This window comes from Neisseria sp. P0021.S005, from assembly GCF_051956955.1.
In genome coordinates this window covers 1-2,668 of record NZ_JBQCWY010000412.1, presented here as the reverse complement: position 1 = coordinate 2,668, position 2,668 = coordinate 1, and the positions used below count along the sequence as shown (strand labels likewise).

Here is a 2,668-nt window from a genome sequence, read left to right as displayed (position 1 = left end):
CGTCGCGATTACGTTCCGGTAGATAAACGCTAATAAACAATACATTAATATATTGTTGAAAAGTCGTTTGAAAAAATCGAATTGCCGTTTTCAATGAGGTTGGTCGTAATTAATTAAGTTGATAGCAGGTAATTTGATTTGAAATAGGGTAGAATAAAGTGTCATTTCAGACGGCCTGAATTCCGTTCGGAGAACACGGGATTCTACCCTTTGTTTATATTTTAAAGAAAAGAGCTCACGCCATGATGGACGAAAAACTCAATTTCTCTTATCTGTTTGGTTCTAATGCGCCATACATCGAGGAGTTGTATGAAAAGTTTCTGGATAATCCGGAATCTGTCGATGAAAAATGGAAACAGTACTTTACCGATTTGAGTAAACAGCCGGGCGCAGTCGCTGTCGATGTTGCCCATACACCGATTCGTGAATCATTTGCCACTTTGGCTAAAAAGAAAATTGCCGCAGCCGTCGCAGGCGGTGTGGATGAGGCAATGATGAAAAAGCAAGTCAGCGTTTTGCGACTGATTTCTGCCTATCGTATCCAAGGCGTGGGTGCAGCCCAACTTGATCCGCTCAAACGTATTCCTCCTCAAAATATTGAAGCTCTCGATCCTAAATTCCACGGTCTGTCAGATGCCGATATGGCACTTCAGTTCAATATGGGCGAGGGCGATTTTTCCGGTCAGAGCAAACTGCCTCTGTCCCAAATCATCAGTAACCTCAAACAAACCTACTGCGGCCATATCGCGGTAGAGTACATCTACATTCCAAATACCGAAGAGCGTCGTTGGGTTCGTAATTATTTTGAAAGCGTACTGTCTACACCAAGCTACAACGTTGAACAAAAACGCCGTATCTTGAAAGAAATGACTGCTGCCGAAACTCTGGAACGCTACCTGCATACCAAATATGTCGGTCAAAAACGTTTCGGTGTCGAAGGTGGCGAAAGTGCCATTGCCGGTTTGAACTATTTGATTCAAAACGCCGGTAAAGACGGCGTGGAAGAAGTCATCATCGGTATGGCACACCGTGGCCGTCTGAATGTTTTGGTTAACATTTTGGGCAAAAAACCGGCTGATCTGTTTGCCGAATTTGAAGGCCGTGCCGAAATCAAATTGCCTAGCGGCGACGTGAAATACCACATGGGCTTCAGCTCCGACATTGCTACGCCACACGGCCCGATGCACGTTTCTTTGGCATTCAACCCGTCACACTTGGAAATCGTTAATCCAGTAGTAGAAGGTTCTGCACGCGCCAAACAAAAACGTTTGGGCGAAAACGGCCGCGATAAAGTCTTGCCGGTATTGATTCATGGTGACTCCGCATTTATCGGTTTGGGTGTTAACCAAGCAACATTCAACCTGTCTAAAACACGCGGTTATACCACCGGCGGTACTGTTCACATCGTGATCAACAACCAAATCGGCTTTACGACTTCCGATACCCGCGATACCCGTTCAACCGTACACTGTACCGATATCGCGAAAATGGTTTCCGCTCCGGTTATCCATGTGAATGGCGATGATCCTGAACGCGTTTGCTTTGCCATCCAAGCTGCCTTGGATTACCGCAAAAAATTCCATAAAGACATCGTGGTTGATGTTGTCTGCTACCGTAAATGGGGCCACAACGAGGGCGATGATCCGACCTTGACCCAACCGATGATGTACAAAAAAGTATCGCAACACCCAGGTGCGCGTGCTTTGTACACCGAGCAACTGATTGCCGAAGGCGTGGTAACCCAAGCTGAGGCTGACGGTTACATCCAAGCCTACCGTGATGCTTTGGACAAAGGCGAACATGTTGAACAAACAACGTTGAGCAATTTCCAACGCACACAAATCGACTGGAGCAAATACCAAGGCAAAGATTGGCGCGAAAAAATCGAAACCGGTTTGCCTGCCGCCGACATTGAGCGTCTTACTGAGAAATTCACCGCTGTACCGGAAGGCTTTGCCCTGCATCCGACTGCAAAACGTGTGATCGAAGCGCGTAAAGCCATGGCATCCGGCAAACAAGCCATCGACTGGGGTATGGCCGAAACCCTCGCATACGCAAGCCTGCTGACCAAAGGTCATGGCGTGCGTATCTCTGGTGAGGACTCCGGCCGCGGTACATTCTCACACCGTCATGCCGTTCTGCACGATCAAAAACGCGAAAAATGGGACGACGGTACTTATGTTCCTCTGCGCAACATGGGCGAAGGCTTGGGCGAGTTCCTGGTTATCGACTCTATCTTGAACGAAGAAGCCGTAATGGCGTTCGAGTACGGCTTTGCCTGCTCCGCTCCTGACAAGCTGACCATTTGGGAAGCGCAATTCGGTGACTTCGCTAACGGCGCGCAAGTAACTATCGACCAATTCCTGTCTTCAGGCGAAACCAAATGGGGTCGTTTGTGCGGTCTGACCACCATCCTGCCGCACGGTTACGACGGTCAAGGCCCTGAGCACTCTTCTGCACGTGTAGAACGTTGGTTGCAACTGTGTTCTGAGAACAATATGCAAGTCATCATGCCGTCTGAAGCGTCGCAAATGTTCCACCTCTTGCAACGTCAAGTCTTGGGTTCATACCGCAAACCGCTGGTGATTTTCATGTCCAAACGCCTGTTGCGCTTCAAAGGTGCAATGAGCCCGCTGGAAAACTTCACCGAAGGTTCGACTTTCCGTCC

General features: G+C 48.5%; 1 protein-coding gene. It reads left to right on the top strand.

What is annotated here, in order from left to right; translation table 11 throughout:
• Positions 1-242: 242 nt before the first annotated feature.
• A partial coding sequence (locus tag ACTHUE_RS14925) for a 2-oxoglutarate dehydrogenase E1 component (RefSeq protein ID WP_440423891.1) occupies positions 243-2,668 on the top strand: 2,426 nt, incomplete at its 3' end.